Origin of the sequence: Allocatelliglobosispora scoriae (assembly GCF_014204945.1) — a bacterium.
In the GTDB taxonomy this organism is placed as follows: domain Bacteria; phylum Actinomycetota; class Actinomycetes; order Mycobacteriales; family Micromonosporaceae; genus Allocatelliglobosispora; species Allocatelliglobosispora scoriae.
In genome coordinates, this window is the sequence record NZ_JACHMN010000002.1 from 3,645,795 (window position 1) to 3,667,799 (window position 22,005).

A 22,005-nucleotide genomic window follows, 5' to 3' on the forward strand; every position below is an offset into this window, starting at 1 on the left:
GGCCGCTGGCGGGGCACCCGCGCAGTGCCACCTACCAGGGCTGACCGACGCGTTCGCCGGATATGGCGAGTGGCGTCTGCCTGGGTGAGTCGTTGATCGATGAGTGTCGGTAGCGTTGCCGGAGTGTCGGGTCACGTTTTCATCAGCTACAGCCACGCTTCGGATGCCGAGTACGTGGCCGCGTTGGCGGAGTTTTTGAAGGCTGCTGGTGTGCCGGTCTGGTTCGACGGGAAGATCGTGACCGGTGCCCGGTGGGCGAATGTGATTCAGGAACGGATCGATTCGTGCGCGGCGTTCGTGGTGGTGATGAGTCCGGCGTCGGCGGCATCGCAGTGGGTGGATCGGGAGGTCAACCAAGCGGAGGAGACGGACAGGCCGCTGATGCCGTTGCTGCTGGAGGGCAAGGTGTTCTTCCGGCTCAATGACGTGCAGTTCGAGGATGTCACCCGAGGAGAGATGCCGTCGCCGGCATTCGTCGACCATCTCCGCAGCCTGCTGCACATGAGCGGCGTGAGCGATCCGGCGCCCGTGGACTCGGGGCATCGGCGGCCGGTGAACCATCGTGCACCGCGACCGGTCGGGTCGGCCGCGTTTGGATCGTTCTCGGGCGGCCTTCGGAAGGGGACGCGTGGGCGACTGCTCGTGGCGGCCGGCGTTGTCGTCGTTGTCGCGTTGACCTACGGGGTTGCCCGCCTGAACTCGCGCACGTCGGCTGCGCCGTCGTCGTCGCCGAGCGCCAGTGCTCGAACATCTCCCGCCCCGAACCTGACGACGTTCTCCCGGACGGCCTCCCAGCGCGTGGCCCCACCCCACGGCAAAGCCGAGGACGTGTTGGCCGTGGCGCTCAGCGCGGACGGCAAGACGATGGCCACCAGCAGCTGGGAAAATCGAGTGGGGGTGTGGGACGTGTCGACGCCGTCGGCACCCCGCGAACTCACCGCCCTCACCGAACACACCGGCAACGTGTTCGCGGTGGCGTTCAGCACGAACGGCAAACTCATGGCCACGGCCGGCAGCGACAAGCGGGTCGTGTTGTGGGACATGACGAATCCGGCGGCTCCTCGCGAAGTCGGCGCCGTGACCGACCACACCGCTGAGGTGTATGCCGTGGCGTTCAGCGCGGACGGCAAGATGATGGCCACCGGCGGCTGGGACAAGCGGGCGATGGTGTGGGACGTGTCGAACCCATCGAAACCCCGCAGACTCAGCACCCTGTCCGGCCACACCGGTGATGTGTTGGCGGTGGCGTTCAGTGCCGACGGCAAGATGCTCGCCACCGGCAGCTGGGACCACCAGGTGATGGTGTGGGACATGTCGAGTCTGCCGTCTCCCAAGAGGATCGCGACCCTCACCGACCACACCAGCGGCGTGCGGGCCGTGGCGTTCAGCGCGGACGGCAAGATGATGGCCACCGGCGGTTGGGACAACCGGGCGATGGTGTGGGACGTGTCGAATCCGTCGACAATTCACCGGGTCACCACCCTGACCGAACATACCCGTGTCGTGTTGGCGGTGGCGTTCAGCGCGGACAGCAGGACACTGGTCACGGGCAGCTGGGACGAGCTGGTGCTGGCGTGGGACGTGTCGAATCCGTCAGCGATCCACAAGATCGCTACCCTCACCGACCATTCCCGCCCCGTCTACGCGGTGGCGTTCAGCGCGGATGGCAGGACCATGGCCACCGGCAGCCACGGCGACAATCTGGTGCTGATGTGGGCTGTGTCCAACGGTTAGCGCACGGGGCGCTATGGCAGGCGGGTCAACACCTCACCAAAGCGCGATGCGAGCCGCTCGAAGGCGCCCGGCTCCAGGTAGATGAGATCGAAGGGCGCACCCTGCCGCAGTCCCTGGACCAGGTCGTGGATCCGTAGCCGGTAGGTGCGTTTGTTGGGCTTGCTGCGCCGCTCGAAGCTTTCCCAGCGGCGGATCGCCACGTCAGCGAGCTTCTCGGCCGTCGCCGGTGCCCACCCCTCCTCGACAGCCTCGGCACACAGCGCCACTCGCAGGGTCACGAGCAACTCGTCCTCCGTCATGGCATCAGAATACGAAAGATCGCCTGCTCGACCGATCGACTTGTCAACCCGGCACCAACCGCACAACAACCTGACAAGTCATGTTGCCGAGTGGGAGTCCTCAGTGGATCGGAAACGCATCCTCGAGCTCGCGCCGTGACGCCGGGACCAGCACGTCCACCGCGAAAAGCGGTCTCCCGGCCCGGTCGAAGGCGGTGAAGAGGACCGTGAGCAGGCACTCCGTCGGGTCCACCTCCAGATATGTCGCCTCCTCCTCGGACGGCAGCCGTGCCGAGATCCGCTCCGTCGCGTGATCGAACTCCACTCCCTTGCGCTGCTTCAGCCGTTGCAGCAGACCTTCGGTGATCGCGGAGTGGTCGCCGAGCCCGGTGCCCGAGGCGAGGTCGACCGGGATGTAGGAGGTGCCGAGCTCGATCGGGCCGATCTCGGAGGTGACGATCCGCTGCCGGGCGATGAGCGGCGTACCCGGCTCGATCTCCAGGGCGGCCGCTGTCCGCGGGGAGGCGAGCACCGGACCCACGAAGAGAAGCTTGACGCCGGCTCGCTCCTCCTGCTTGAGCAGGGTGCTCGCCTGACCGGGCGGCTGCCGCGACGCGATCGAGGCACGGGAGCGCACGAACCGTCCCTTGCCCTGCTCGGCGTCGAGCCACCCGTCCCGCTGGAGAATCCCCAGCGCACGGACGGTCGTGGGCCGGGATACGCCGAACTCCGCGATCAGCGCGGCCTCGCTCGGGATGGCGGATCCTGGCTGGTAGGTGCCGTCCTCGATGCGCTGCTGGATCGCGTTGACGACCACGACGTATTTGGGCTGAGGAAGCTCCATCACCGCTCCTTGATCGACCACTTGTCAGGTCAAGAGGTTATGCGAGCATCCCTCGCCTGTCGATACGACGATGATCGCGCTGTCTCCCGGAACAGTCCCACACTCCAGTGAGGAGGGCCCAGCTTCCGGGAAACAGCGCGATCATCAGGGGAAAGGCAGCTACCGGGGCACGGATGTCGTCGCGCCGCCCTCGATGGTGTAGATGCGGTCTGCGGTGTAGACGAGCACCTTCCTGGGGCGAACGTGCTGCTCATCGGTCCAGCCGGCCGCGAAGAACGGCCCGCTGATCTGCGCCGGGACGACCTGCGAGCTAGGCAGTACTATCTCCACCCGCTCGGCTCCGCTCGGCACCCGCCCGAGGATCCAGGAGTCGTCACCGAAGATCTCCACCCATGGCAGCGGTTCGGCGGAGGTCACGGCAGGAATGGGCCCGCTGACGGCGTACCCGTTGGTGCTGCTCCAGGTGCAGATCAGGGCTGCTGTCTCGTCGGCGTAGATCCAGAGGGCCGTCTGCGCGCCGCCGAGTTGGAAGCGCCGTGGCGGCATGGCGTGGCCACGCAGAAGTTGCGGCCCGTGCTGAGCGCAGAACTGCGTCAACACCGTCGGATTGAGGTCGATGTTCGCCTCGGTGGTCGCCGTGGCGAAACCCAGCGGGCCGTCGGCCCCACGTGCCGTGACCTGGGCCCCCTGCAGATCGGCGCCGGGCGACCAGACGGCGAAGATCTTGCCGTCGGTCTCTCCCCGGATCGCAGCCCCGGTGGCGAGTCGGGCGTCGATTCCGGAGGTGCCCGCGGGAACGGTTCCGATGAGCAGCCCGCCGGCCTTGACGACCACGTCGAGGTCGCCGGTGAGGTGCAGCGTTCCGTCGTTCTTCGGTAGCCGGGTGCCGAAGATCGTGGGCGCCGATCCGGAACCGCTGCTGCAGGTGTAGATCATCCCGTCGAGGACGTGAACCCGCAGCCAGGCGTCGCCGTCGGTGATGGCCAGCCGGGGAGCCGTCGGCGGAAGGTAAGCCTGCTGGCCGTTCTCCCGGAGCAGCGTGATCTCCCGCTGGCAGACCCCCGCGTTCCGATCGGCGATCGTGTCGGGAGCGAGTGCGTCCTTCGGGGCGGCTCCGCCCGTCAGCATGACCACCGTGGCGACCGTCGCGGCGACCGCCGTGGCGGCGGCGATTCCGGCGGCGCTCCGGCGGCGCGACCACCGGCCGCCGCGTCGCTGGATCTCATCGAGGGACACCGACAGGCTTTCCTGTGCGTACGCACCGGTGATTTCGTCGACGTTCATCTCACGACCCCCTCGTTCAGGCGTGCGCGCAGCGAGCCGAGCGCGCGGTGCAGGTGCACGTTCACGGTTGTGGGCGCGATGCCCAGCACCTCGCCGGTCTCCGCCGGGCTCAGGTCCGCCAGGATGCGCAGGCCGATGACCTCGCGTTGGCGCGTCGGAAGTGCGGCGATCGCCGCATGGAGATCGATATCGAGGCCGTTGTCGGGCCTGCCGCCGTCGGGTCGGTCCGGCGTGTTGCCCAGCAACTCCCTTCGGACACGCCGCCACCAGGACCGGTGGAAGTTCAGGGCGGTACGCAGGACCCACCCGGTGGGGTTCGGGTGCCGGCCCACCTTCGACCACCGGGCGAACGCGCGCGCGAACCCCTCCGCGCTGGCATCCTCGGCACCGGCCCGGTCGCTCGTCGCGGCGAACACCGCTCGGAACACCATGTCCTTGCGTGCCTCGTAGAAATCCTTGAAATCGTCCATACCACCCTGCCGGTGATCTGCTCACATGTCGCCCAGTAACGCATGAGCGACCGCGCCGATGTACCGCTGCGGATCACGAATCCGTATCGGCACGATCGGTTGACGAAAAATGCTCGGGTCCGGCTGCAACCCCCGATCGGCCTCGGCGTGTCAGGAGTGGAGTGGCGGGCAGGGAGTGCTCGCCACCCGTACACGTCGGGGATTTGAATGTTCAGGAACCGCATAGCGGGCGTGGTGGTCGGCGCCCTGGTCGCCAATCTCTTCGTGCTCGGGGCGAGCGAACCCGCCGCCGCCGACACGACCGAACTCTTCGTCAACAACGGTGTGGGAGCCAACTGCAGCGACACGGGCACGGGCCTGCCGACGCAGCCCTTCTGCACCATCGGCGCGGCCGTGGCGGTGGTGACCGCCGGGCAGACGATCCGGATCAGCGGGACCTACGCCGAGCAGGTCACGATCACCAAGTCCGGGGCGCCGGGGCAGCCCATCACCCTGCTGGGCGACTCGACGGCGAAGCTCAGTGGAGCGGGTGTCGGCCTGACGATCGACGGTCAGCACGACATCTCGGTGACGACGCTGAAGATCAAACCAAGCCCGGGTACGGTGCCGGTCAAACTGGTCGGCTCCACTCGGCTGACGCTCACCTCGGTGCAGGTCAACGACGTCTTGCCGGGCGCACCGCTCGGGACTGCAGGGGTGAGCCTGGCCGGCGTGACCGACTCGACGCTGAAGAGCGTGTGGGTCAACGCGCTGGCCGTGCCGGGCATCATGCTCGACGCCGATTCGGCGCGGGTGCTGGTGGCCAACACCCGGATCCAGGCGTTCGGACCGAATGGGTTCGTCACCGCCGTCGAGGTGCACGGCACCGACATCACCGTCGCCAACGGCTTCCTCAACAACGTCGGCAAGGGCGTGCTGCTCGCCGCTGACGCGAAGCGGGCGATCGTGGTCAACAACACCGTCGCCAACGCACGGGACATCGGCATCGACAACGTCGGCGCCACCGGCTCCGCGATCACCAACAACACCGTCTCGCAGGCGTGCGGATCCGGCATCCGGGTCTCCGGCGCCGCGAGCGGAGTGTCGGTGCAGAACAACATAGCCTGGCGCAACGGCACTCACTGGGACACCAGCTGCCTGGCTCCGGTCGCGGACCAGGCCAACATCGAGGTCACCGGTGCGGCCGTCGGCGGCACGGTCGCGGACTTCAACAGCGTCCAGGCGTACCAGGACACGCCCACGAAGCTCTACCGCTGGAACGGCGTCAACTACGCCACCGTGGCGGCCTTCCGGGAAGCGTCCGGTCAGGGTACGCACGACCAGCTGAGCGGCCTCTTCGACACCGTCAACCACGACTCGGCCAACTCGGCGGCACCGGGCTGGCCGGCCCTGGACAAGGACGGGCGGTTCCGCGAGGACGATCCCGGCGCCCCGAACACGGGCAGCGGTCCGTCGGTGATCGCCGACCGGGGCGCGGCCGAGGCGGTGCAGGGAGCCAAGGCCAGCCTGGTCACCACCTACAGCGACGGGGGTACGACGGTCACCTTCGACGCCTCCGCCACGCAGCCGGGATGGGTGCCCCTCGTGGCCACGCCCTACCGCTTCATCTTCGGCGACGGCACCGAGGTCACCCAGGCCTCCCCGATCGTCACCCACCACTACGCGCAGCGCACGGGGCAGTCCGCCTATGTCTCCGTCAGCGACACCAACGGGATCACCACGTCGGCGTCGCGCGGAATCGGCGGCGGGACCTACCTGCCGGTGGGACCGGTCCGGGTGCTCGACACCCGCAACGCCATCGGCATCGCCACCCGCGTCCCGGTCGCCGCGGGTGCGAGCGTGTCGCTGCAGGTGGCGGGCCTCAACGGGGTTCCCGCCACCGGGCTGGCGGGCGTCGCCGTCAACGTCACCGTGACGTCGACCGCCGGCTCGGGCTATCTGACGGTCTTCCCCTCCGGTACGCAGCAGCCGATCGTCTCCAACCTCAACTGGTCGGCGGGGTCGACGACCGCCAACATGGCCGAGGTGCCCGTCGGCGAGGACGGCCGGATCACGCTCGCCAACGGCAGCACCGGTACCGTGCATGTCCTGGTCGACCTGCTCGGCTACTACACCAGCGCCGCGGGCGGGCTCTTCACGCCCAGGGGGCCGGTCCGGGTGCTCGACACCCGCTACGCCACCGGCGTCGCCACCACGACCCCGGTCCCCGCCGGTGCCACGATCTCCGTCCCCGTGACCGGCGCCAACGGCGTACCGGCGAGTGGGGTGACCGCGGTGGCCCTCAACGTGACGATCACGGGTGCGACGGCATCCGGCTACCTCACCGCGTATGCCGACGGGGCGCCCCGGCCGACCGCCTCCAACCTCAACTGGGCGGCCGGCCGGACCGTACCCAACATGGTGGTCGTGCCGGTCGTCAACGGCCGGGTGGCGTTCTTCAACGGCGGCACCAGCACGGTGCACGTCCTCGCCGACCTGCTGGGCTACTACAGCCCCGACGCGGGCGCACCGGTGCAGATCACCCTGCCCTATCGCGTGCTCGACACCCGGACGTGGACCTCGTCGCCCAACCCGCTGGCTCCGCATGAGGCGCGGGAGCTGGTGCTCTTCGAGCCGACGACGACCGCCACGGCGGTGCTGCTCAACGTCACCGTGACCGGCCCGACGAGCAGCGGCTACCTCACCGCGTACCCGGCCGGCACGACCATGCCGAACGCCTCCAGCCTCAACTGGGTGGCCGGTCAGACCGTCGCCAACCTGGTGCTCGTCCCGATCGTGAACGGGAAGGTCGCCTTCTACAACGGCAGCTCGGGGACGACGCACCTCCTCGTCGACTTCGTCGGCTACATCAACATCTGACGATGAGCCGGTGCTCCGCGCGACCACTTCGCCGGTCGTGCGGAGCACCGTTCTAAACTCACCTCCCCGCCCCACCTACGGGAGTTCGCTTGTGAGCAGCCAGGACGACTTCGCGGAGTTCTACTCCGTGACCTTCGCCAGGCTCACAGCACAGCTCTACGCGTACACGGGTGATCACGCTGAGGCACAGGACATGGTCCAGGAGGCCCTCTGCCGGGCGTACACCCGCTGGGACAGCATCTCGACCTATGCCGACCCGGCCGGCTGGGTGCGCCGGGTCGCCTGGAACATGGCGATCAGCCGCTGGCGGCGAGCCCGGCGCCTGCTGAGCTGGCACCGGGAGCTGCTGTCGGAGGACGTCACCGGGCCCTCCGGCGCCCCGATCGATCTGGCCCGGGCGCTCGCGAAGCTCTCCGCCGACCACCGCCAGGCGATCGTGCTTCATTACCTCGCCGACATGTCGGTGAAGGAGATCGCCGACTTCACCGGTGCCGCCGAGGGCACCGTCAAGGCGTGGCTGCATCGCGGCCGAACCGCCCTCGGCAAGCTCCTCACCGATCCGGCCGATTTTGAAAGCTCCGACCTCCCTGGTGAGAGCAGCGGGGAGGTCGCGAATGTCTGATCAGGACAGGCTGCGCGCTCCCTTCGACGATTTCCGGGACCGCTGCCTCGCCGAGACCGTCCCGCCGGGCGTCGACGCGCTGCGCCGGACCGTCCGCCGCCGCCGGACGACCCGGGCGATGGTCGCTGCTGGTGTCGCTGCGCTGGTCACGATCGCGGCGATCGCGCTGCCGGGGCTGCGCGCCACCCCGACCCCCACCGAGCCGACCCCGTCGCCGACGGTCTCGGAGTCGGTGCCGCCCTCACCGACACCGACTCCCACGATGTCGCCGTCCGCATCACCGTCGCACTCGACCGCCCCGGGGTCGCCGCGGGCCGGGTCGGGCAGCGGCAAGCAGTCGGGCTCCGGCGCCGACCCTTGCTACGTCCGCACGCTCTACTGGGACATCGGCCCCGAGCACTACTACCTGCCGCCGGGCACGGCACAGAAGTGCCCGTCCATCAAGATCAAGCTGGTCTGGGCCAAGTACGGCTGGAGCCCGGCCGACCAGAAGATCGTGCGGCTCAGCAGCTCGTCGACCTACCTCACGGCGGCTCGGCCGAGCTTCAACACCCCGGATCTCTCCTCGCCTGACAACAGGTGCAACACGCTGACGGTCCTCATGCGCGGCAACGTGTCGCTCCCGGCGAGCATCCCCAACTATTTCGTCGACACCAGCAGGGTCTGGACCAGGTTCAACGCCTTCTTCAAGGCGCGCGGGGCGGTCGAGATGCTGGGCGGTTTCGCCATCGGCAGCGCCACCGATGCGCAGCTCATCGAGGCCTGCGTCAACGCCACCGGATGAAGGGGAGGGCAGCTGCCCTCCCCTTCCTAAAATCCGAGTTCTAGAAGACCGACTCGTCGAGGTCCATCAGATCCACCGTGGCGGACTCAATGATCTTGCGGTCGGTGGTGATCCGGGGGAGCACCTCGCTCGCGAAGAACTTCGCCGCCGCGACCTTGCCGAGGTAGAACGCCCGGTCGGTCTCGGAGACGCCGTCACCGGCGAGCGCCGCGAGCGCCACCGTCGCCTGGCGCTGGAGCAGCCAGCCGACGACGAGGTCGCCCAGGCCGAGCAGCAGGCGCCGCGAGTGCAGGCCGACCTTGTAGACCGCCCGCTCGTCGCCGCCGGCCGCCTCGGCGAGCCAGCCGGTCATGGTGCCGAGCGCGCCCTGGATGTCGGTGAGCGCGGTCGTCAGCGACTCGCGCTCCTCCTTGAGCTCACCATCAGAACCCTCCGCCAGGTACGCCGAGATCTCGCCGGCCACCGTCAGCAGCGCCCGGCCACCGTCCTTCACGATCTTGCGGAAGAAGAGGTCGAGGCTCTGGATGGCGGTGGTTCCCTCGTAGAGGGAGTCGATCTTCGCGTCGCGGACGTACTGCTCCAGCGGGTAGTCCTGGAGGAATCCGGAGCCGCCGAAGGTCTGCAGGGCCTCGGAACCGAGCAGCTCGAAGGCGCGCTCCGAACCGCAGGCCTTGACGAGGGGGAGGAGCAGGTCGTTGACCTTCTCCGCCTTCTTCGCGGCCTTCTCGTCGCCGGCCGTCGCGGCGAGGTTGGCCTTGTCGGCCCAGCCCGCGGCGTAGATGGCGAGTGCGCGCAGGCCCTCGGCGTATGACTTCTGCAGCATCAGCGAGCGGCGCACGTCGGGGTGGTGCGTGATCGTGACCCGGGGTGCCGTCTTGTCCGCCATCTGCAGCAGGTCGGAGCCCTGGACCCGCTCCTTCGCATACTCCAGCGCGTTCAGGTAACCGGTGGAGAGCGTCGCGATCGCCTTGGTGCCGACCATCATCCGGGCGTTCTCGATGATGAGGAACATCTGCCGGATGCCCTCGTGCACCTCACCGAGCAGCCAGCCCTGCGCCGGGACGCCGTGCCCGCCGAAGGTCATCTCGCAGGTCGCGGAGACCTTGAGACCCATCTTGTGCTCGACGTTGGTGGCGAAGACGCCGTTGCGCTCGCCCAGGTTGCCCTCGGCGTCGAAGTGGAACTTCGGTACGAGGAAGAGCGACAGACCCTTGGTTCCCGGACCACCCGCACCGGGCGTGTCCACGGGACGGGCCAGCACGTAGTGAATGATGTTCTCGGAGAGGTCGTGCTCACCCGAGGTGATGAAGCGCTTGACGCCCTCGATGTGCCAGGAGCCGTCGGCCTGCGGGATCGCCCTGGTCCGGGCGGCGCCGACGTCGGAGCCGGCGTCGGGCTCGGTCAGCACCATCGTGGCGGCCCAGCGCTTCTCGACGAAGATCTTGGCCCATTCGCGCTGCGCGTCGGTGCCCTCGGACTGGATCGTCCGGGCGAAGGACGGACCGCAGGAATACATCCAGATCGCCGGGTTGGACCCCAGGATCATCTCGGCGAGCGACCACCAGAACGCGCGGGGCGCCAGGGTGCCGTTGAGCTCGCTCGGGATGTCGAGGCGCCAGAACTCCGAGTCCATGAACGTGTCGAAGGACTTCTTGAAGCTGGTCGGCAGCTTCACCGTGTGGGTGGCGGCGTCGAAGACCGGCGGATTGCGATCGGCGTCGGCGAAGCTCGCCGCCAGATCCACCCGGCTGAGCCGGTCGACCTCGGCGAGGATGCCGCGCGCGCTGTCGGTGTCGACGTCGGCGAAGGGTCCCTCGCCGAGGTGGTTGTCGAAGACCTCGAAGAGGTTGAACTCCAGGTCCCGCAGGTTGCTCTTGTAATGGGTCATTGCCGTCCCCTGCACAGAAATTGCCGTCTGGTACATCGAGAGTATTACTCATCGGTAACTACGGCAACAAAACTCGGCAACTTGTCTGAATTGCCCTAGAAAATGAGTAGATGTGTGCCGAGAAATGCAACCCGCCACGCCGATAAGCGTCACCCGAATTTGGTGTCCTCGTTCCTACATACGAGTAACGAGGAGGAGAAGAAAATGATTGAAACACTCATGAACCGGATGTTCGAGCCGCGCTACCCCCGCCGCTACGTCGGCAAGCACCGGGCCGCCTCGACCCTGCCTCAGCTCGGCTTCGCGGTCCGCCGTCGACAGGACGCGATCGCCTGACTCAGCTCTGGTCGGCCCCGACTTCCCAGCTCGGCACGGCCGCCGCAGTCAGACCCTGCTGGGGACCCGCGTACTCCAGCAGCACCAGTGCGATGTCATCGTCGAGCCGCCCGTGCACCCATTCGGCCAGGGCGGATTCGACCGAGGCCAGCCCGTCGCTGACGGAGCCGTGCCCCAGCAGCCGCCAGGCGCGATCAGCGATCGGGAAGAAGGCACCGTCGCGCCGCGCCTCGGCCAGGCCATCCGTGAAGAGCAGCAGCCGGTCGCCCGGCTCCAAGCGCTCGACCCGGGCCTTCACCGAGGGAACGAAGCCCAGCGGCGGCGCCGGCGACGGCGGGTCCAGGGAGATCACCTCGCCGCGGCGCAGCAGCAGCGGTGCCGGATGCCCGCAGTTGACCACCGTCAGCGTTCCGCCGCGCTCCTCGACCAGCACCGCCGTGACGAAATCCTCGTCACCCACGTTGCGGGAGACCGCCCGGTCCAGGTCGGTCACGATCGCGCGCAGATCGGCCCGGTCATAGGCCACGTGCCGGTAGCTGCCGAGCACGATGCTCGCGAGCCGGACCGCGTCCAGGCCCTTGCCCTTCACATCACCGATGATGATGCGTACGCCATAGGGCGTGTCGACCGCCTCGTAGAGGTCCCCGCCGATGTCGGCGGCGACCGTGGCGGAGATGTATCGTCCGGCGATCGCCAGCGAACCCAGTCGCGGGCCGAGAGGTCGCAGCACCGCCTGCTGTGCCACATCGGCGAGGCGGGAGAGCTCGGCGATCCGCTCGGCCTGCCGCTGCCGCAGGGTGGCCGCCGTCGCCGCGAGGGCCGTGGCACCGCCGATGCCGAAGACGTTCAGCACCGTCGACATGCTGGGGGCATCCCCGAGCAGCGCGAACAGCGTACCCACAGCAGTGGCCAGACCACCCACGACCAGGACCGTCCGCCAGGAGGCGAACGCGGCCGCGAGGAACGGCGCGGTCGCCATGAGGCCGATGTAGTGACCCTGCGCCCCGTCGAGTGCCTCGACCACGCTCAGGAAAACGAGCAGCGCGACAGCCGCGCCGAGTCCGGCGCGGGTCCCAGGGGTGACCGGGCGTCGACCCGGCAACTGCAGTCTCGTGATTACGGCACAAGCATGACTGATCACGCGGTGGATCTGAGAGAGGTTGACCTTACGTCTGACCTCATTATGTCCACCCGGATGAACTGCCGCAGGTGGTGTCTCTGGGTCGCTTCGCTCCGCGCGCCCCTGTGTGACGCCTTCCCTCGTCGCTCTATTGCTGGGTCGCTTCGCTCCGCGCGCCCCTGTGCGACGCCTTCCCTCGTCGCTCTATTGCTGGGTCGCTTCGCTCCGCGCGCCCCTGTGCGACGCCTTCCCTCGTCGCTGCGCTCCTCAGTCCAGGCGTCGCGGCGCGCTCCGCGAAGCTCCTGTGTTCCGCGAAGCTCTGGTGAGATCAGGCGAAGACGGCGAAGTAGATCGCGATGTGGTGGCAGATCGCCGCGATCAGCGTGCACGCGTGGAAGAACTCGTGGTGTCCGAAGACGGTCGGCCACGGGTTGGGGCGGCGCAGCGCGTAGAAGATCGCACCGACGCTGTAGGCGAGGCCGCCCACTGCTAGCAGCACCAATGCGGCCACGCCGCCGGAGTGCATGATGTCGGGGAGCACCGCGACCGCGACCCAGCCGAGCGCCAGATAGAGGGGTGCGGTGACCCAGCGCGGGGCGTGCGGCCAGACCAGCGAGATGACGGCACCGGCGAGCGCGCCGGTCCACACGATGATGAGCAGCAGCTTTCCCTTGTCGGGCGGCAGCAGCAGCGCGCAGAACGGGGTGTAGGTGCCCGCGATGAAGATGAAGATCATGGCGTGATCGAGCCTGCGCATGGTCTTGTAGCCGCGCTCGCTCCACCAACGACGGTGATAGAGGGCGCTGATCCCGAAGAGGCCGCAGACGGTCAGGCTGTAGATCGCGGTGCTCACCAGCGCGGCCGTGCTCGCCTGCGCGGCGGCGATCGAGACGAGCACGATGCCGCAGGCCACCGCGACGAAGAAGGCATAGGTGTGCAGCCAGCCGCGCATGCGCGGTTTGCCTTGGTCGACGGGCTTCACCCGGGGGCGTGTCTGGGTCACCCTTACAGGTTACGGTATCGTAGGTTACTCGCGCGTAGGGTGTGCGAGGCCTCACCATCGACGAGTGGTAAACATCCGCCGAGCCGGCACGGACGCCCTGCTCCTGGAGGTCGACGCCCCGCACACGTGGTTTGCGGCGATCGATGCCGCCCGCGCCCGGGGCGAGATCGAGTGCAGAGAGCTCGTGCCCGGCGCGCAGACCCTGCTCATCATCGGTGTCGATCCCGATGATCCGGTGCTCGGAGCCCTCATCGACTCGACCGCCAAGGCACTCACCTGCCCCTTCGTCTCCTCCGTCGAGGAGACCGCGGTGCTGCCGCTGGAGATCGCGGTGCGCTGGGACGGGCCGGACCTCGACGAGGTCGGCACTGTCTGGGGCTGCGACCCGATCGCGGTGATGCGGGAGACCGTCTTCACCGTCGCGTTCGGGGGGTTCGCGCCCGGATTCGCCTACCTGACCGGGCTCGCCGAGAAATGGCACCTCGCCAGGCGGCCTACGCCACGGGCCAGCGTGCCGGTCGGTTCGGTCGCCGTCGCCGGGGCCTACGCCGGGATCTATCCGCGGTCCACCCCCGGCGGGTGGCACCTCCTCGGCTCCACCGACGCGGTCCTCTTCGATGTCGAACGGCAGCCGCCGGCGCTGCTCCTGCCCGGGATGACGGTAAGGATGATCGATGCTTAGTGTCCGCCGGCCCGGGCCGCTGACGACCGTTCAGGACCGGGGCCGCCACGGATACGCCCACCTCGGCGTCTCGCCGAGCGGCGCGCTCGATCAGCCCGCCCTCGACGCGGCCAACGCTCTCGTCGGCAATACACCGGAACTCGCCGGACTGGAGATCACGCTCGGCGGCTGCGTGCTGGCCGCCGTCGAGCCCGTCACCGTGGCGGTGACCGGCGCGCCCGGACCGCTGCGGATCGGCGGGGTCGACGCGGCGCTCGGCGAGGCGCACCCGGTGGATGCCGGTGCGGAGATCGAGATCGGCAACGCGAGCCGTGGGCTGCGGAGATACCTCGCGGTGGCTGGTGGCATCGACGTGGCGGCGGTGCTCGGCTCGCGTTCCTCCGACACGCTCAGCGGTCTCGGCCCGGCCGCCCTCCGCCGAGGCGACAGCCTCCCCGTCGGCCCGCCCTTAGCGCCAACTCTTCAAGAGTTGGTGCTGAAGGGGAGGTCCGACGAGGTGGGTGGGGAGATCGTGCTTCGAGCCACGGCGGGGCCCCGGGACGACTGGTTCGCCGACCTCGAGGAGTTGGTGCGGTCGGCGTACCAGGTGAGTCCTCTGAGCAACCGGGTCGGAGCGCGACTCATCGGGACGAGCCTGACCCGCTCGCGCGCCGGGGAACTGCCCAGCGAAGGTGTCGTCACCGGAGCGGTGCAGGTCCCCGCCGACGGGCAGCCGCTGATCTTCCTCAACGATCACCCGACCACCGGCGGCTACCCCGTCATCGCCGTCGTCGAACGCGCCGACCTGCCGCTGCTCGCGCAGGCGCGGCCCGGAGCCGCGATCCGCTTTAGGCTGTCACAGTGGACCTGAACGCAGATCTGGCCGAAGGCTTCGGCCACTGGGAACTGGGCGACGACGAAGCCATGCTCGACGTCGTGACCAGTGCAAACGTCGCCTGCGGCTTTCATGCCGGTGACGCACTCACGATGCGGCGCGTCTGCGCCTACGCCCGAGAACGAGGCGTCGCCGTGGGCGCGCAGGTCGGCTACCGGGACCTGCCGGGGTTCGGGCGGCGATTCATCGCGTACGAGCACAACCAACTCCGCGACGAACTCATCTACCAGATCGGGGCCCTCGACGCGCTGGCCCGGACCGAAGGGGTGCGCGTCGCATACGTGAAACCGCACGGGGCGCTCTATCACGCGACCGTTCACGCCGAGGCGATCGTGGACGCGGTGCGCGATCTCGATCCGAAGCTGCCGGTGCTGTGCTCGCCCGGGTCGGTGCTCGCGACAGCGGCGTCGGACGCGGCGTTGAAAGTGATCTTCGAGGGGTTTGCGGATCGGGGGTACCTCCCCGACGGCAGCCTCATGCCGCGCAGCAAGGCGGGCGCGGTCGTCACCGACACCGAGGAGGTCGTCGCGCGGGCGCTGCTGATGGCGACGGAGCAGCGGGTGATCGCGTTCGAGGGCACGGTGATCGACCTGCCGGTGGACTCGATCTGCTTGCACGGGGACACGCCGGGCGCGGTGCAGTTGGGCCTTGCGGTACGCGCGGCCCTGACGGAGGCAGGTGTTCCCTTGCAGCGCTTCACGACGGTGTAACACTCGCGTCGGTGCGGTGCGGTGCGGTGCGGTGCGGTGCGGTGCGGTGCGGTGCGGTGCGGTGCGGTGCGGTGCGGTGCGGTGCGGTGCGGTGCGGTGCGGTGCGGTGCGGTGCAAGGGACGCGACGCCAACCGGCGTCAGCGTGGCGCAGCGCTCAGCGTGGCGCAGCGCTCAGCGTGGCGCAGCGCTCAGCGTGGTGTGGCGTGGTTGCCCAGCGTGCGTGGCGCGGTGTTTAGCGTGGCGTCCGGCGCGGTGCTTCGCGTGGTGCGGTGCGGTGCATGATCGTGCAAGAACCCGGAAATAGGCCCTTCCTGGGGTCAAGATTCGCGCTGCTTCCGGGTTTTTGCGCGATCATGCTACGAGGAGCGGGCAATTTCCCGGTTTCTGCGCGATCTTGCGGGCAGGGATCGCCGGCCGCGCCAAGTCCGCCGCCCGCAGCTTGATCGCGTTGAAAGCTGGAAACAGCGCGAATCTTGACCCCAGGAAGGGCCTCTTTCCGGGAAGCAACGCGATCACGACGCGCATGTAGCACTACTCGCCCGATATGTGCGCGATCATGCCGCGCACATCGCTACTTGCCTGGAATGTGCGCGATCGTGTCACGCCCTGCGTGCTGCCTGCCTGGAGCGGGCGCGGTCATTTGCCGCGCCTCACGTGCCACTTGCTTGGAATGGGCGCGGTCATTTGCCGCGCCTCACGTGCCACTTGCTTGGAATGGGCGCGGTCATTGCCGCGCCTCACGTGCTAATTGCCTGGATGAGCGTGATCATGTCGCATACCACGTACTACCTACGTGCCCGATATGTGCGCGATCATGCTGCGCATCCCGCATCCCGCACCCCGCACCCCGCACCCCGCACCCGACGCGAGCGCGTTCGCGCCGCGCACCCCGCACCGCGCACCCCGCACCGCGCACCCCGCACCGCGCACCCCGCACCGCGCACCCCGCACCCGACGCGAGCGCGTTCGCGCCGCGCACCCCGCGCCGCGCACCCCGCGCCGCGCACCCCGATTTGCGCGATCAAGCCGCCCACCCCGCGCCATATGCCCGAGATGGGCGCGAGTGTCGCGGGAGTGGAGCGGGTTAGGCGTCGAGGCCGCGGAGGATCAGGGGGAGCCGGGCGTCGCCGTCGGCGGTGATGCGCAGCGGGACACCCCAGTCCTGGCGGGTGAGGTGGCAGGCCGGGTTCGCCGCGTCGATGTCGCAGGTGGCAGCCTGCGCAACCACCTGCAGCACGCCCTGCGTCACCGCCGGATTGATCTCCAGTCGTCGGCTGAGATCGGTCGTCGTACCCGCGCCGGTCAGCAGCAGCTCCGGCGGGGACGCTGAGACCGACAGCCGGGTCGACGGACCGAAGGTCTCGTCCAGCTTCTGCCCCGGCGCGGGCGTGAAGATGATCTCCAGCGTCACCGCACCTGATTGCAGCAGCGTCGGCGGACGCTCGACGGTGTGCCGTCCACCATCCATTGTCGACCCGGTCGAGGGTGCCAGCGTGATCAGCCGGTGCGCGGCCGATTCGACCACGAGCACGGTGCCGTCGGCGGTCACCACCACGTCGCTCGGCTCGGCGAGATCGGTCTCCACAGTGGAGAGCGCGCCGTCCGCGAAGCGCCGGACCGCGCCGTTGTAGGTGTCCGCGATCAGCACCGAACCGTCCGCGAGCGCGGCGAGCCCCAGCGGGTGCTGCATCAGCGCGGTCCCGCCCGGGCCGTCGACGTGCCCGAAGTCGAAGAGTCCCTGGCCGACGGCGGTGCGGACGACGAGGTCGGTGCTGGTGCCGCCGTCGTCGGGGGCCGCTCGCTCGACGTACCGCAGCGCGCTCGTCTCGGAGTCCACAAACCACAGCCGCTCGCCGTCGGGCGAGGTGGACAGGCCGGAGGGCTGCGCCAGCCAGACGTCGGGGAGCTGCCCGTCGCGCAGTGCCTCCACGGTCGTTCCCGCGAAAACCCCGGTGGTACGCCGGATCGGGTCGAACCACCACAGCTGGTGGATGCCCGCCATCGCGATGATCACCCGCTCCTCGAACCAGGCCACGTCCCACGGCGAGGAGAGGTCGATGCTGAGCGCGTCGTGTGCGTGATCGTCCACGGTGGAGCGCCACTGGCGGCCCGTGCCCGCGATCGTGGTCACCTCACCGGTACGCAGGCGCAGGCCCCGCAGCAGGTGGTTGACGGTGTCGGCGACGACCACGTCATAACCGACGAGTTCGGCGACGCGCTGTGGCAGTGCGAGCAGTCCCTGCGGCTCGGAGAGGCTGGCGGTCGAGGGGCCGCCGTCGGCGCGTCCACGCGTACCGGAGCCGATTCGACGCACGACGGTCTCGGCGTCGGCGGCGAGCTCGACCAGCGCGTGCCTCGACGAATCGGAGACGAGGAAGCCGCCACTGGGCAGCGGTAGCGCCTTGCCGGGGAAGCGCAGCGCGGTCTTCGCGGTGAGCGGGGGGACATAGAGGCCCTCGCCGCGGTGCAGGGTGCCCTTCGCCTCGTGCTCGGCGATGAGCTGGTCCACGAGGCGGGTCAGGCCATCGGCGTGGCCCTCGCCGGCCATGCTCGCCACGACGTAGCCCTCGGGGTCGATGACGCTCAGGGTCGGCCAGGCCTTGGCCGCGTACTGCCGCCAGGTGATGAGCTCCGGATCGTCGAGGACGGGGTGCTCCACGCCGTACCGCTCCACGGCGGCGGCGAGCGCCTCGGGGTCCTTCTCGTGCTCGAACTTGGGCGAGTGCACACCGATGATCACGAGCGCGTCGCCGTACTTCTGCTCCAGCGGCCGCAGTTCGTCGAGCACGTGCAGGCAGTTGATGCAGCAGAAGGTCCAGAAGTCGAGGATTGCGATCTTGCCCCGGAGATCCTTGAGGGTGATCTCCTTGCCGGCGGTGTTCAGCCAGCCTCGTCCGCGCAGCTCTGGCGCCCTTACCCGCATCCGGCCATTCTGCCGGACCGCCCTGGTCCGCAACGAGCAGGGACGGTGTGAGCTATCCGATGCGGCTAAGCGGCGACGTGCGCCGGGGCGAGGATCCGGCCGTCCTGGTCGACGGTGAGCAGTCGGCGCAGCGACAGGGCCAGCACCGAGGCGATCAGGCAGCCGCCGACGACGAGCCCGATCCAGAGCCCGCCGAGCCCGGCACCGATCAGCGGCGCCGCCGAGACGGGGCCGACGATGCCGCTGATGCCCCAGACCATCGAGCCCAGCGCGTTGTAGCGCCCGCGCAGCTCATCGGTGGCGAGGGCGTTGATCAGGGTCGGGTTGACCGGGGAGAGCAGGGTCTCACCGACGGCGAAGATCCCGCCGGTCGCGATCACGCCGACCGCCGCGAGCACCGCGTTGCCGCCGTCGACGAAGCCCGCGAGACCGAGGACGAGCCAGGACGAGGCCATGATGACGCCGACCGAGGCGAGGACGCGGGTGCGGCTGCGGCCCTGGATCAGCTTGATCACGAAGAGCTGAGCCACGACGATCACCATCGTGTTCATCGTGAACGCGTAGCCCACGATCTGCGTCGAGACGTGCGCGACGTCGATGGCGAAGGCGGTGAAGCCGACCTCTATCTGCGCGTATCCGCTGATGGTGAGCACGATGGCGAAGGTGAGCCAGCGCACGAACGCCCGGTCGCGGAAGACCTCGCGGTAGCCGGGCTCGTCGCGCTTGGCGGTGGCGGGACGGTCGACGAGGCGGCGGCCGACCGTGGGCATGGAGAGCAGGATCCCCAGCGGGATGAGGTAACAGGCGGCGTCGACGAGGTAGATGAGCTGGAAGGTGCCGGGACGCTCGATGTCGACCAGCGTGCCGGAGATCGTCGCACCGACCCCGATGCCGAGGTTGAGCAGGGCGAACTGGAGACCGAAGACCTTCTGCCGCTCGGCGTCGGACGTCACCGAGCTGAGGATCGTCGTCATCGCCGACCAGATGACACCGCCGCCGATCGCGACCAGCGTCGCCGAGACGAAGGCGCGCAACGGCGAGGTGACGAGCGCGAGCGAGGCGACGCCGGCCGCCTCGACGAGCAGCATCGGCAGCACGATCCGCCGGGCGCCGAGCCGGTCGACGAGGGTGCCCCCGACCGGGGCGATGAGCAGCGTCGCCAGCCCCAGCCAGCCGATCACCAGACCGGCGGTCGTCGGCGTGATGTCGCGCACCTTGGTCAGATAGATGAAGAGGAATGGCAGCGTGAGACCCCTGCCGATCGCCGAGACGGCGGTGCCCAGCAGCATCCGGCGGGCGGCTTGCTGCTGAGGCAGGGCATCACGAAACATGCCCACAACCTAATCGCCGGGTCTGACACCGACCACCAGATAAACCGCCCACCAGACGAAAACGCCCGCCGAGACGAGCCGTCTCGGCGGGCGCTCCAGGTCTGCTCGACTAGGGGGTGGCTGCCGGCTTGAGGCAGAGGATCCCGTTGGTCTGCACGATCGTCGGCTGGGTGCTGTCTGGGCACTTGCTCTTCTCGGTGACGATCTCCGTCACGGTGAAGGCGCCCGCCTCGGTGCAGTCGGCGGCGACGGCCTTGGTGCCGTCCTGCTTCACGCACTGCCCGACCCCGAACGTGGCTGGCTTCTCGGCCATCACGTTGCCGACGACCCATAGGGTGCCGAGCGCGATGCCGAGGAGGAGCACACAGGCGCCGATGACGATGAAGAGCACCTTGCTGCTGCGGACGGGAGCGGGGGGCTCTTCGGCGGGCTTGAAGTTGCCGAAGCGGTCCTGGGCCGGCTCCGCCGGAGCGGCACCCGGACCGCGCTGCGCCGGAACCAGGTTGTTCGGCAGCTGCGTGGGCTGGCGCTGGGGCACCTGGGCGGATGCCGGGCCGAGCAGGTCGCCATAGGGCGGCATGCCGCCACCGCGCTGGGTGCCCGTCGGCGCCGGACCCGACTGCGCGGGCAGACCGCCACCACCCTGGAGCGTGCCGGTCGCACCCCCGCCGCCGTAGACGTTGGCGGGAGGCGCATCGGCGGGTGCGGACTGCGCTGCGGCGGCCTGGGCGGCTGCGGCGGGGCTGCCGTAGACGGTCGACTGCGGCCGACCGTAGACGCCGGACTGCGCGGGCGGCGGCTGGACGGCATCGGTCGGGGTGATCCGGCCGACGGAGACCGAGGCACGCGCGACCGCGGGGCGGCCGGTGCTCTCGGCCACGGGCGCGGACGCCTGCTGGGGAACGACCGGCGGCTCGGCGGCGATCGGCGCGGGGCCGGGCTCGTCGCTGATCTCGGCCGGGCGCGCGGCACCGTAGACGCGGGGCTCGGATCTGGCCGGCTGGACCGGCTCGGTCGGCGGTGACAGGCGGCTCGCCACGGGCACCGATGCGGAGGCCCGGGTGGGCTGCTCCGGCGGGCTCGTCTGGGCGACCGGCGCGGGCCGCTCGGGCTCGACCGGTTGCACGGGTGCGAAGGCGGCCGGCTCGGCGGCGGGTGTCGACCACGGCTGCTTCTCGGCCGCCTGCGGCTCCTGCCACTGGCCGTCGGGCTCGGTGGTGTGCGGTGCGGTGAAGGCGGGCCAGCTGCCCTCCAGCGTCGCACCGGGGACGCGCTGCTCCGAGTGGAGCGGGCTCGTCTCGGCCGGCGGCTCGTAGGAGGTCCAGCTCTGGTCGGCGGGTGCCTCGGCGGGAACCGGCGCGGGCGCTGCCTCGGCCGGAGTCGGCTCGTAGGGCGGGAGGTTGGTGAATGCCGACCAGCCGGACTGCTGCTCCGGCTCCTCGGGCTGCCGGGTGGGCAGCGGCGACCAGGGCTGCTCCTGGAACTGCGGTGTCGGCTCCGGCGTCGCGGCGTAGTTGTTTCCCCAGGCGGGGGAGGGGTCCTCGGCGGGAGGCGCAGCGCTCGCGAACCCAGACCAGGCAGGCTGCTCGACGGGCTGGTCGGCGGGCGCGGTGAACGCAGCCCAACCCTGGTCGACGCCGGTGGGAGCGGGCTCCTCGGCCGGGGTGTAAGCCGCCCAGGAGACGACGGGCTGTGGCTCCTCGACCGCCGGCGGAGCGGCCGCCGGCGGAGCGTTCGGCGGCGGCGGTGTGTGCGAGAAGGAGGCCCAGGACTGCTGCGGCTCCTCCTGCGCGGGCCGGGCCGGGGGCTGGTTCTGCGAGTATGCCGACCAGCTCGACACTTCTTCGTCGGGCACGGCCGGGTTGGGGATCGGCATGACGGCCGGCGCGGGGACATAGACCCCGCTGCTCGTGGGCGCCTCGACCGGATCCGGGGGGAAGCCGCTGAAACCGCTGTTGGCCTGCGAGTATCCCGGGTCGTCAGGGATGCGCAGGGGCTCGATGTCGCCGTGACTCTGCTCGCCGCCGGCGGCCTGGTCGGTCTCGCTGAACCGCGAGTACGGCGAGGATGTCCCACCGTGGCGACTGGGCGTGAAGGTGGCAAACTCGTCCGGCACCTCCGGCGCCTCGAAGAGGCCGAAGCTCGACGGGCGGTCGCCTCGCGCAGGCGACGCCGTGTCGCTCGCACGGTCGGCGGGCTGGTGGCCCTCGGACGTCATCTGTGCCTCCTTCGCGTTTCGCGTCCGAACCCTATCGGGCCGGA

18 protein-coding genes are annotated in these 22,005 nt (G+C 69.5%); 8 read left to right on the top strand and 10 right to left on the bottom strand.

The genetic code is table 11. The features are described from left to right. Positions 1-123 precede the first annotated feature (123 nt). On the top strand, positions 124-1,734 hold the full coding sequence (locus F4553_RS22250) for a toll/interleukin-1 receptor domain-containing protein (protein WP_184838924.1): 1,611 nt from the start codon (positions 124-126) through the stop codon (positions 1,732-1,734). An 11-nt stretch (positions 1,735-1,745) separates the two neighbouring features. Here F4553_RS22250 and F4553_RS22255 read toward each other — a convergent pair whose 3' ends face one another. The 4 genes from F4553_RS22255 to F4553_RS22270 all read right to left on the bottom strand — a co-directional run bounded on the left by F4553_RS22255 (position 1,746) and on the right by F4553_RS22270 (position 4,610). Then, the gene (locus F4553_RS22255) at positions 1,746-2,033 is read right to left on the bottom strand and encodes a hypothetical protein (protein WP_184838926.1); all 288 of its coding nucleotides are present in this window, start codon (positions 2,031-2,033) and stop codon (positions 1,746-1,748) included. Positions 2,034-2,133: 100 nt separating this feature from the next. Then, the gene (locus F4553_RS22260; protein WP_184838928.1) at positions 2,134-2,856 is read right to left on the bottom strand and encodes a GntR family transcriptional regulator; all 723 of its coding nucleotides are present in this window, start codon (positions 2,854-2,856) and stop codon (positions 2,134-2,136) included. Between the two features lie 159 nt (positions 2,857-3,015). Beyond that, positions 3,016-4,140, bottom strand: coding sequence for a hypothetical protein (locus F4553_RS22265; protein WP_184838930.1), 1,125 nt, complete (start codon positions 4,138-4,140; stop codon positions 3,016-3,018). Continuing rightward, positions 4,137-4,610, bottom strand: coding sequence for a sigma-70 family RNA polymerase sigma factor (locus F4553_RS22270; RefSeq protein ID WP_184838932.1), 474 nt, complete (start codon positions 4,608-4,610; stop codon positions 4,137-4,139). Before F4553_RS22270 ends, F4553_RS22265 begins: the two co-directional genes overlap by 4 nt. A 207-nt stretch (positions 4,611-4,817) precedes the next feature. Between F4553_RS22270 and F4553_RS22275 the strand changes: the two genes are divergently transcribed. From F4553_RS22275 to F4553_RS22285, 3 genes are all read left to right on the top strand, one after another. After that, complete coding sequence (locus tag F4553_RS22275; RefSeq protein ID WP_184838935.1) at positions 4,818-7,469, top strand: right-handed parallel beta-helix repeat-containing protein; 2,652 nt, start codon at positions 4,818-4,820, stop codon at positions 7,467-7,469. A 91-nt stretch (positions 7,470-7,560) separates the two neighbouring features. Beyond that, positions 7,561-8,091: a SigE family RNA polymerase sigma factor gene (locus F4553_RS22280; RefSeq protein WP_184838938.1), complete on the top strand. Its 531-nt coding sequence runs from the start codon at positions 7,561-7,563 to the stop codon at positions 8,089-8,091. Beyond that, positions 8,084-8,875, top strand: a complete 792-nt coding sequence (locus F4553_RS22285) for a hypothetical protein (protein WP_184838940.1) — start codon at positions 8,084-8,086, stop codon at positions 8,873-8,875. The genes F4553_RS22280 and F4553_RS22285 overlap by 8 nt, the downstream gene beginning before the upstream one ends. A gap of 40 nt (positions 8,876-8,915) precedes the next feature. On the opposite strand, the gene F4553_RS22290 is transcribed toward F4553_RS22285, so the two are convergent. After that, complete coding sequence (locus F4553_RS22290; protein ID WP_184838942.1) at positions 8,916-10,763, bottom strand: acyl-CoA dehydrogenase; 1,848 nt, start codon at positions 10,761-10,763, stop codon at positions 8,916-8,918. Positions 10,764-10,967: 204 nt separating this feature from the next. On the opposite strand from F4553_RS22290, the gene F4553_RS41905 reads away from it, so the two are divergent. Continuing rightward, positions 10,968-11,099: a hypothetical protein gene (locus F4553_RS41905; RefSeq protein ID WP_281395039.1), complete on the top strand. Its 132-nt coding sequence runs from the start codon at positions 10,968-10,970 to the stop codon at positions 11,097-11,099. 1 nt (position 11,100) lies between these two features. Here F4553_RS41905 and F4553_RS22295 read toward each other — a convergent pair whose 3' ends face one another. Together F4553_RS22295 and trhA are read right to left on the bottom strand one after the other, a co-directional pair. Then, a complete protein-coding gene (locus F4553_RS22295; RefSeq protein ID WP_184841051.1) occupies positions 11,101-12,237 on the bottom strand; it encodes a PP2C family protein-serine/threonine phosphatase in 1,137 nt (378 codons plus the stop codon). Between the two features lie 310 nt (positions 12,238-12,547). After that, positions 12,548-13,171, bottom strand: a complete 624-nt coding sequence (trhA, locus tag F4553_RS22300; RefSeq protein WP_184838944.1) for a PAQR family membrane homeostasis protein TrhA — start codon at positions 13,169-13,171, stop codon at positions 12,548-12,550. 115 nt (positions 13,172-13,286) lie between these two features. Here trhA and F4553_RS22305 point away from each other — a divergent pair, with 115 nt between their 5' ends. The 3 genes from F4553_RS22305 to F4553_RS22315 are packed head-to-tail and all read left to right on the top strand — an operon-like array spanning position 13,287 to position 15,488. Beyond that, positions 13,287-13,904: a 5-oxoprolinase subunit B family protein gene (locus tag F4553_RS22305; RefSeq protein ID WP_312875308.1), complete on the top strand. Its 618-nt coding sequence runs from the start codon at positions 13,287-13,289 to the stop codon at positions 13,902-13,904. After that, a complete protein-coding gene (locus F4553_RS22310; protein ID WP_184838948.1) occupies positions 13,897-14,754 on the top strand; it encodes a 5-oxoprolinase subunit C family protein in 858 nt (285 codons plus the stop codon). The genes F4553_RS22305 and F4553_RS22310 overlap by 8 nt, the downstream gene beginning before the upstream one ends. Beyond that, positions 14,745-15,488, top strand: coding sequence for a LamB/YcsF family protein (locus tag F4553_RS22315; protein WP_184838950.1), 744 nt, complete (start codon positions 14,745-14,747; stop codon positions 15,486-15,488). Before F4553_RS22310 ends, F4553_RS22315 begins: the two co-directional genes overlap by 10 nt. Before the next feature lie 1,085 nt (positions 15,489-16,573). Here the strand turns inward: F4553_RS22315 and F4553_RS22320 are convergent. From F4553_RS22320 to F4553_RS22330, 3 genes are all read right to left on the bottom strand, one after another. Further along, complete coding sequence (locus F4553_RS22320; RefSeq protein ID WP_184838952.1) at positions 16,574-18,412, bottom strand: NHL domain-containing thioredoxin family protein; 1,839 nt, start codon at positions 18,410-18,412, stop codon at positions 16,574-16,576. Positions 18,413-18,477: 65 nt separating this feature from the next. Continuing rightward, positions 18,478-19,743: an MFS transporter gene (locus F4553_RS22325; protein ID WP_184838954.1), complete on the bottom strand. Its 1,266-nt coding sequence runs from the start codon at positions 19,741-19,743 to the stop codon at positions 18,478-18,480. 109 nt (positions 19,744-19,852) lie between these two features. Continuing rightward, entirely contained in the window at positions 19,853-21,961 is a 2,109-nt protein-coding gene (locus F4553_RS22330; RefSeq protein WP_184838956.1) for a hypothetical protein, read from the bottom strand. Between the last annotated feature and the right edge of the window lie 44 nt (positions 21,962-22,005).

Coding starts and splice junctions, on each gene's coding strand:
- F4553_RS22330 (WP_184838956.1), bottom strand. CDS start 21,961: ATGACGTCCGAGGGCCACCAGCCCGCCGACCGTGCGAGCGACACGGCG.
- F4553_RS22265 (WP_184838930.1), bottom strand. CDS start 4,140: ATGAACGTCGACGAAATCACCGGTGCGTACGCACAGGAAAGCCTGTCG.
- F4553_RS41905 (WP_281395039.1), top strand. CDS start 10,968: ATGATTGAAACACTCATGAACCGGATGTTCGAGCCGCGCTACCCCCGC.
- trhA (WP_184838944.1), bottom strand. CDS start 13,171: ATGCGCGGCTGGCTGCACACCTATGCCTTCTTCGTCGCGGTGGCCTGC.
- F4553_RS22320 (WP_184838952.1), bottom strand. CDS start 18,412: ATGCGGGTAAGGGCGCCAGAGCTGCGCGGACGAGGCTGGCTGAACACC.
- F4553_RS22285 (WP_184838940.1), top strand. CDS start 8,084: ATGTCTGATCAGGACAGGCTGCGCGCTCCCTTCGACGATTTCCGGGAC.
- F4553_RS22255 (WP_184838926.1), bottom strand. CDS start 2,033: ATGACGGAGGACGAGTTGCTCGTGACCCTGCGAGTGGCGCTGTGTGCC.
- F4553_RS22275 (WP_184838935.1), top strand. CDS start 4,818: ATGTTCAGGAACCGCATAGCGGGCGTGGTGGTCGGCGCCCTGGTCGCC.
- F4553_RS22260 (WP_184838928.1), bottom strand. CDS start 2,856: ATGGAGCTTCCTCAGCCCAAATACGTCGTGGTCGTCAACGCGATCCAG.
- F4553_RS22310 (WP_184838948.1), top strand. CDS start 13,897: ATGCTTAGTGTCCGCCGGCCCGGGCCGCTGACGACCGTTCAGGACCGG.
- F4553_RS22290 (WP_184838942.1), bottom strand. CDS start 10,763: ATGACCCATTACAAGAGCAACCTGCGGGACCTGGAGTTCAACCTCTTC.
- F4553_RS22325 (WP_184838954.1), bottom strand. CDS start 19,743: ATGTTTCGTGATGCCCTGCCTCAGCAGCAAGCCGCCCGCCGGATGCTG.
- F4553_RS22270 (WP_184838932.1), bottom strand. CDS start 4,610: ATGGACGATTTCAAGGATTTCTACGAGGCACGCAAGGACATGGTGTTC.